Raw genomic sequence first — 8,280 nt, forward strand, 5'->3', positions numbered from 1 at the left:
CTTCAGACCGGTTCCAGGGGGTTCAGGTGGGCCGTCGGATCGTGAGAGGTGCCGAGTACCGGCACGTCTTCCACGGAGGAGGTCACGCCGCGCATGGCGTACCGGCGGTGCCGGGGGTCGTAGCTCAGCGGCAGGTCGCGCATCAGGTCCGCCCGCGGTTGTTCTGCTGGCTCGGCGTCGGTCAGGACGGTCAGCGGCACGGTCGGCGACGGGTGTCGCGACCGGTGCCGGCGTGCCGCTTGCCAGGGCTCACGTACGAGTGCCTGCCGGAGTCCGATGCCGTAGCGGACACCGAGCTCGACCGGCCCGCTCGGCGGGCACGAACGACGTCCGAGGTAGGGCAGGAAGACGGGCGCGCGAAGTGCCGTCAGCAGTTCGCCGACCGTCGCGTCGTCGCCCTCGACGGCCGCGACGAAGACGGCGTCCGCCAGGTAGAAACGCTCGGACAGCGGCATCGCCTTCTCCGTGTCCCCGTGGTGGGCCGTCTGGAGGTCGCGGACCAGGGTGCCGGGCTGGTCGATTCGGACGCCGAACCGCAGGGCGGCGAGATCGGCAAGGTCGGCGGTTCGGTCCCGTCCCAGTGCGGCGGCGAGCAGTCCCACCACCCCGCTCTTGGTCGGCGCGGCCTCGGTGGTCCGCCGGGCAAACCGCGCGGACGCGCCCCAGGACTGGAGCGGCCCCGCCAACCGCAGCAGGAGCACGCTCATGCGTCCGGCCCCAGCCGGCCTGCCACCGCGGCGCCGACCGCCTCGACCAGCTCGCCGAGGCCCACCTCGGTGCCGAGCCCGGCGAGCGAGGCCGTCCGCTCGCCGACCCGCAGGACCCAGCTCTCCTCGGTTGCTGCGCCGAACGCCCGCTCCACCTCGGGTACGTACGCGGCCAACTGTGCGCAGGCGGCGGTGACGTGGCCGCCGGTGAGGCCGCCCCCGCCGGGGACCACTGCCTCCTCGAACGCCCCGGCGAAGCTGATCGGCCGGGCCGATCGGAGCTTGACGATCACTGCGTCCGGGAGTGTCTGGTTGGCGAAGGTGTTCATCTTGCCGCTGGGGATCGACGTCACGAAGGCCTCGACGAAGGCCTGGACCGCACGCCGGACCGGCTCGGTCGCGGGCTCGTCCGGGCGCATCGCGTCGCCGAGGTTGTGTCGCAGCCGGTCCACGTCCACGGCCGCATAGCGGTACAGTGTCGCCGAGTTGAAGTCGACGATGCCGATCATGCCGGCCCCCGGCTCGTCGTCGCCCCGCTGGTCGTCCACTGCCGTGAAGTAGTCGGACTCGTTCTCCACCGCGTGCACACTGATCGCGTGCGCCACCTGGGCGGCGGCGTCGACGTTGATGTCCGAGGCATCGGCCACCATGCGGCCGAACAGGGCGATGTCCACCGAGTGCCGGGTGTTGGCGGCCTCCCGGGCCCGGGCTCGGTTCTCCTTGCTCTTGAGGAACTCCTTCACCCCGCCCGGGTCGTTCAGCCCCTCCAACGCCAGCTCGGCGAGCGCGTCGAGCTGGCGGGTGCTCAGGAACAACAGGTACGCGGACTCCGGCGCCGGGTCCTCGGCGCCGGTCTTCGCCGCGAGGTCCTTCTTCCGCTTGGGTGGTTCGACCTTGGCGCCCGTCGCGGCGGTGATCGTGTCGGCGGCGGCCTGCCAGGCCTCCGGCTCCTTGACGTCGACTCCCCGGGCGATGATCCGGGCCGCCAGCAGCTCGGCGGCCTTCTTGGTGCGGACACCCAGCTCGGCGGGGTCCAGCAGACCGTCGAAGGCCCGGCGGGTCGCCCGCTTCCACGCCTGGCTGGACACCCGGGCCCGGCGTACCCCGCCGTACACCGCGGACTTCGGCGAGCCGGTGTCGTCCCGGTTGAGGTTGCTCGGCGGCACGGTCTGCAGGATGTGGACGTCCAGGATCGTACGGCTCACGATTGGTCCTTGTCGCTGTCGATGCGGTCGAGGTCGTGGTCGGGCGAGGGGCCGGTGGAGATCGGCTCGCCCGGTGCGGTGGCTCCGGGGGTGGCCGCCTCGGCAGTTCTGGGTGGCCGGTAGGCGTGGAAGCCGCGCCCCCAGGACCGAGTTACCTCGGCCCGCCGCCCCGGTAGTTGCCACAGGTAGAGCTGGTCGGCGAGCACCCCGTAGTCGAGGGGGACGGCGGCCCGGTGCAGCAGCACCACGATCTCGCGCAGTCGTTGCGCGAGAACGTCGAAGACGGGCGCCGCTCCGACCCGGACGAACCGCTTCCGCAGTGGCTCGTCCACATCGTCGACCGGCATCAACTGCCTGACCGCAAAACCGAGTCCGGTCCCATCGGGGCGGTGCATCCCGCTGTTGCGGTGCGACTGCTGGTGGAGCGACCAGAGGGTCACGGCGGTGTGCATCGCGTTCTCCGCCGCGGTGTCGGTCGGCCCGACCCTTCCGTCCGGGTAGAGGAGCTCCAGGCCGGTGAGGCCCCAGAGCTCGGGCAGTGCATCCACCGGGCGTCCCGCGCCGCGGCGGATCTGTGCGACCCTGGCCACCGCCGCGGCCTCGTCGCGGTGATAGCCGTACTGGAGCCGGGCCAGGCAGCGGTGCGTCGCCTCGCCCGTCCGGCCGAGGCCGGTGCGGCGGGGTGGGGGGACGGGCACGGTGGTCATCGGTCCTCGCTCTCCGGAACGTGTTCGTGGTCGTCCTCACCGGGGCTGTCCGGCGTGGTCGGCCGGACGGGTGCGGCCGGTGCATTCGGGGTCGTCGGCGCGCTCGGTGCACTCGGTGCGCCCGGGGACGGGAGGGCCCGGGCCAACGCGAACCCGAAACGCCGGTGGGCCAAGGCGTCGTTGAGCCAGACCCGGCCGCCGCCCCGACCCGCCACCACACGCCCCTCGCGAGCCGCCCACGGGGCGGTGTCCACCAGATCGGCGCCCAGGGCGGCGATGTGCTCCCGGGCCCGCCGGTGCCAGGCGTCGAGCGCGAGAGCCGGGTCGGTGTGTCCGCCGAGGTCCCGCAGCCAGAGCCGGAACGGGCCGTCGAGTGCGGCGTACCCGCGCTCGGCCGCAGCGGTCCTGGGGGCGTCGCTCTCGGAACCGGCTGCCTCGGCGAGGTCGGCGGCGAGGTTTCCGAGAGCCTGTACGGCCCTCTCCGCAGCCTCGACCGCGCTGACGGCCCGTTGTCCGTAGCGCGGATCCTCCTCGTGCAGCAGGATCACGGCCAGCGCGACGCCGTCGTCCACCAGCTCGTCGACGACCGACTGCTGAGTGCCGTACACCGCGCCGACCGTCCGGGCCCGGATCAGCAGGTCGCGCGTCAGCACCCGTTCGGTGGCCAGCCGGGCGACCCAGTCGAGCACCAGTGGACGCAGCGCGTCCGGAGGTTCGCCGTTCTGGACCTCGTCACGGTGGCTCCGAGCCTGCAAGAGGGCGGGAAGCCCGCGCCAGGCCGCACGCTCCGGCCGGTGTTGGAGCGGGAGGTACACCGGGGACCGGCCCAGCTTCTTCTCCTGCGGCCGGCTGCGCCGCCAGCCGGAGAGCGGTTCGCCGAAGCGCAGGTCGTGCCCCGGGAGCGGGTCGCCGTACGAGAGCACGACCCCGAGGACCGAACTCCCGTCGTGGTGCAGCCGGATCCTGCGGGACTGCCAGGTGTACAGGTCGCGGGGGCCGGACGGGCGGACCGACGGGTCCGCCGCCCCGGGGTCCGGTTCCGGGCCGTACGGGCCGCGTCGCCACGACGGCCGGTCGCCGGGGCGGAAACGCGCCCCGGGGGTGTCCGCGGCCACCAGGTTGAGCAACAGGGTCGTCCGCAGGTCGTTTCCCTCGGCCAGGACGCCCCCGAGGCCGCCCGCCCAACCGGTACCCAGCGGGTACACCTTGCCGTTCCTGCCCCGGCCGTCGCCCACGGCGGCCGACTTGATACCGGAAGTGTCGAAGGCGTGCGCGTGCACCAGCCAGCGCGCCGCCTCGGCGAAGGAGAGCCGCTCGGCGGAGGGCAGCCGCATGGTGAAGAAGGGCTCGCCGTTCGGCACGTCCGCCACCAGCCGGTTGAGCGAGGCCACTTCGTCCTTCTCCGTGCGCAGCCCGGCGACCTGGAAGAACGGCTCACCGGGGTGCAGCAGGTCGAACCGCTCGCGGTGCCGGTCGAGGTACGGTCCGACGGCGGCGAATGCCCCCGGGTCGTTCCAGAGCTCCTCCCAGTCCTCCAGCTCCACGGGGCCGTCGACGGCGTCGTGCAGGATCGCCAGCAGCAGTCGCATCAGGGCGAACTCCTGCGTCGGTACGTCCCCGACCAGCCTGCGCAGGCCGGCGGCCTCGGCGAACACTTCGCGCAGTGACAGCTCGGCGGTCGTGCCGTCCAGCCGCTGGACCGGAAGCCAGGGTCGGGACACCAGGTCGAACGAGGGCACGCTTCTCACCAATCTCACGTCGCGGGCCCCGGCCGGGTGCACCGCGAGACCGTCGTTCGCGTTGTATTCCACGTCGTATCCGGCCAGTTGGGTGCGACCCTGCTCGTCCAGCAGCAGCACCAGCTCGCCGTCGAGCTGTGGACACTCCTTCACCTGCCAGGCCGGGACGTAGAGGCCCTCCAGCTCCCGGATCGCCCGGTCGATCACCCAAGGCTTGGAAAAGTGGTAGGGCAGCCGCAGGCTGCTCGCCGAAAGCGCCTGCGCGGCCTGCCAGGTGGGGACGGTCTCGGTCGGGAGCGGCAGATCGCCCCGGCCCCGGTCCAGCCAGGGGAGCGTGGTGAGGCGGCCGTCCGCGCGGCGCATCGCCACCATCACCTCCAGGCTCTCCTCGCCGTCCCTGACCTGTGCCCGGCCCGGACGCTGGTCGTCCGCGTCCCCGACCCCGGCGTCGAGCCAGCCCACCAGCGAGCGGCCCGGCCGACGTACCCCGTCCAGCCGGAAGACCTCGGCACGGGCCGTCTGCCGAGCGTCCGCGAGTCGCTGCTCCTCGGCGGCTTCGGCCATTGCTCCGGCCCAGTCGGGCGGGCCGACCGGGCCAACGCCGTAGGCACGCTGGACCGCCGGGCCGATGTCGTCCGGCAGCGTGAGTGGCGCGGCGCCTTCCAGGTGCGGCAGCAGCACGGCGGCCGAGCGGAGCAGGTGGTGCCGCCCGTAGACGGCTGTCGAGCCCTTCACCGGACGCGGCTGTGGCTGCGCCGCCCAGTCGACCCCGGTGACCAGGCAGCGGGCCGTACGCAGCCGGGCAGGCCGCCTGTCCTGCCCCTCGCCGCGCCGGTGGCGGTGCAGACGGCCCATGCGCTGGAGCATCAGGTCCACCGGGCACAGGTCGGTCACCAGGAGGTCGAAGTCGACGTCGAGCGACTGCTCGGCCACCTGGCTGGCGACGACGAGGTGAGGTCCGGCCGGGCGGTCGCCGTCCGGGCCGAACCGGGCGAGCAGGCTGGCGTCCTTACGGGCCCTGTCGAGGTCGACGAAGCGGGAGTGGGCCACGGTGACGGCCTCGTCGCCGAACCGCTCGCGCAGCCGTTCGGCCGTCTCGACTACCCGGTCCACGGTGTTGCGGACGACCAGTGCGCAGCCGCCGTCGGAGAGTTCGAGCGCCAAGCGGTCGGTGAGGACGGTGAGGTCGTCGTCGAGGCGCTCCAGCCGGACGGCCGTGCGGCGGGCACTGTCGGCGGTCGGCGTGCGGATGAGCGGCGGGTGGCCGGGGGAGACGGCGGTGAGCAGCGGGTAGCCGGTCGCCTCTGCTTCCCGTTCCGGCCCGGGGGGAACGTCCTCCTCCCCGCAGTACGCCCGCACGAGGGCGCGCCGCGTGGCGGCGGGAAGTGTGGCCGACAGCATGACCACCGGCACCTGATAGGCCCCGAGCCAGGAGAGCACCCGTTCCAGGTAGGTGTTCATGTAGGCGTCGTTCGCGTGGACCTCGTCGATCACGACGACCTTGCCGGCCAGAGCGAGGTGACGCAGTGCGAGATGGCGGTTCTTGAGGCCTGCGAGCAGCACCTGGTCGATCGTGCCGACGGCGAACGACGCCAGCAGGCCCTTCTTCCGGCCGCGCAACCACTGGTGGGCGATCAGCCCGGCGTTCTTGCGCCGTACGCGGTGGCCGGTGCTGGGCGGGCCGTCCGGGTCCACGGCCCGGATCCGGTGCCGGTCGGCGGCCATCATGCCCGCGTACTCGTCGTTCAGTGCTGCCTTCGCGTGCGCGAGGAACACCGCCCGCTGCCCGTCGGTGGGCAGGTGGCCCAACCAGGCGGTGAGCCGCGCGAACATCGCGTCGGCGGTCGCCCGGGTGGGTAGCGCCACGTAGCAGCCGCCCGCACCGGTGCGGGCGGCGAAGACCTCGGCGGCGGCCAGGGCGGCCTCCGTCTTGCCCTCGCCCATCGGCGCCTCGATCACCAGCAGCCCCGATCCGGGCAGCTCGCGCGCCAGCCGGACGGCCTCCACCTGTACGGGGCGCGGCTCCGCGCCGGGGGGGAGGTCGAACCGCGACTTGATCAACGCGCCTGCGTCGGAGGGGAGGTCACCCGCCTGCCAGGAGGGCGGCAAGCGCAACCCGGCCCAAGCCGACGCGATGCGATCCTCCTCGGAGCGGGGCGAATCCTCGGGGAAGTAGGGGAAGAGGTCCGGGTTGCTGGCGATCCAGTCGGCCATGATGACCACGCCGGTGAGGAGAATCTGCACCGGCTGGGGAAGCTTCGCGGTCTTGGCTCGGGCGATGGCCCCGCCCGCGTCCAATAGCTCCGTGCACGCGTCCAGGATCTCGAACTGCACGTCGTGCCAGCGCCCTTCGCTCTCGCCCGGCGTACGGAGCAGGTCTTCTCGCAGGTCGAGGTCGTGCACCTGTGAATGTCCGGGAGGCGCTCCGTGATGTCCGCCGGCGACCACCGCCCACTGCCCGGCGGCCCGATGAGGCCAGCTGTGCCGGTCCACGAGCCATTCCTGGATGATGAGTTGGCCGGCGAGTCCGTGTGGAGCGAGCCGACGGTCGGTGCCGTACTGCTTCTCGTCGCGCATGGAGAGGCCGAACTGCCGCATCTTCTCGGCAAGTTGTGGGACCTGACAGGCGAAGGCCGGGGTTGCCTTTCCGATGTCGTGCGTGGCCGCCAGCCATGCCGTGAGGGTGCGGGCCCGGTCCTCGCCGGGCCCGAGCGCTTCGGCGATCAACTTCCTTACGTTCTGCGGCAGCCAGTTGTCCCAGAGGAGTGCCGCCACCGCGCTGCTGTCCGCGAGGTGGCGCCAGAGCGGCAGCCACGCCTCGGTGTCGCGGTCGTGCTTGGCCCAGACCGAACGGGCGGCAGCCGACAACCGCCCGCTGAGATCCGGACCGGCCAGTGGTCCAGTCACGCGGCGATTCAACACGGACAGTGCTCCCGGGTGCGAGGAGAAGAACGGTATTGAAGGGATCTGTTCGGATGCGGTCGCAAATCCGGTCGCATTCGATCGCCTGCGCCGGGCGCGCACCGCGTTCGGTGCGCGCCCGGCGCTACCGGCGCGGCCTCAGCGCCTGGGCCGCTTCGGCGCCGCGGATCCGGTCGGCCGCCGCAGAGCGACTGTGGCGATCAGGACGACCACCAGCACGGCGATGACGGCGCGGACGCCGCTGTCGGCGGCGGACGAGGAGCCCGCTCCAGCCGTCACGCACGCGGTGAGCAGTGCGGCTGCCTGCACCAGACCCTGGTTGTCCAGGGGGCGCTTTGCCGTTCGAGTTACCATGAACGAACTCCTTTCACGGAGGGTAGGCCGGGCCCGAGTTCTTGCAGGAGCAGCGGGCCCGGCCATCGTCGTCTTGTGATGAGTGAAGGTGCCCGGATGAATGGGCGCCGCAAGAAAGTGACGGAACGTCAGTCGACTCTCGGGGTGAGCGTACGCAGGAAGTCGCCCCAGCGCCAACCTGCCTTCGTCTCCTATGGGTTGGTCCTCTGAACAAGTTGAGTGTGCTGGCTGCAGCCAGCACCCTAACTACGCTGTTGGATCCTGCGACTCGGGAGCTATCGCCGCGTGTCTTTCGAGACTGGGCGAGGCGTGTGATGAGGGCGCGCCAAAGGGTGGCGCACCCTGATAACCCCCGCATGGGCGGGGAGCACTATGGCGCGGCAGCTGGCAAGCTGACTACGCTGGGGCCATCCCCCGCATGCCCGGGGGAGCAGTGATTGTTGTGCGATGCACCGCACTCGTGGCGCCCGGGGAGCATGCTACCGCCGAGCCCAACCACCCCAGGCTCAAAGGCATAAGGCAGGATCCCCTGGGCGCTTGCACCCAGGGGAACAAGGAAACATCCCCAAGGTGCGGGGAGCAGAGCTTCGTGAGGTCGGCGCCGACGAGACCGCCGGAACATCCCCGCAGGCGCGGGGAGCAGCAC

General features: G+C 72.1%; 5 protein-coding genes. All 5 read right to left on the minus strand.

What is annotated here, in order from left to right; genetic code table 11:
- Positions 1-2: 2 nt before the first annotated feature.
- Positions 3-707: a type I-E CRISPR-associated protein Cas5/CasD gene (gene cas5e / locus PUR61_RS16150; protein WP_329879541.1), complete on the minus strand. Its 705-nt coding sequence runs from the start codon at positions 705-707 to the stop codon at positions 3-5.
- Entirely contained in the window at positions 704-1,912 is a 1,209-nt protein-coding gene (cas7e, locus tag PUR61_RS16155; RefSeq protein WP_329879542.1) for a type I-E CRISPR-associated protein Cas7/Cse4/CasC, read from the minus strand. Before cas7e ends, cas5e begins: the two co-directional genes overlap by 4 nt.
- Positions 1,909-2,619, minus strand: coding sequence for a type I-E CRISPR-associated protein Cse2/CasB (gene casB, locus PUR61_RS16160; protein WP_329879543.1), 711 nt, complete (start codon positions 2,617-2,619; stop codon positions 1,909-1,911). The genes cas7e and casB overlap by 4 nt, the downstream gene beginning before the upstream one ends.
- Positions 2,616-7,265 (minus strand): type I-E CRISPR-associated protein Cse1/CasA, encoded by a 4,650-nt coding sequence (casA, locus tag PUR61_RS16165; RefSeq protein WP_329879544.1) that lies wholly within the window; start codon positions 7,263-7,265, stop codon positions 2,616-2,618. Before casA ends, casB begins: the two co-directional genes overlap by 4 nt.
- Positions 7,266-7,418: 153 nt before the next feature.
- Entirely contained in the window at positions 7,419-7,634 is a 216-nt protein-coding gene (locus PUR61_RS16170) for a hypothetical protein (protein WP_329879545.1), read from the minus strand.
- Between the last annotated feature and the right edge of the window lie 646 nt (positions 7,635-8,280).

It is taken from the genome of Streptomyces sp. BE20 (assembly GCF_036322525.1).
Taxonomy (GTDB): domain Bacteria; phylum Actinomycetota; class Actinomycetes; order Streptomycetales; family Streptomycetaceae; genus Kitasatospora.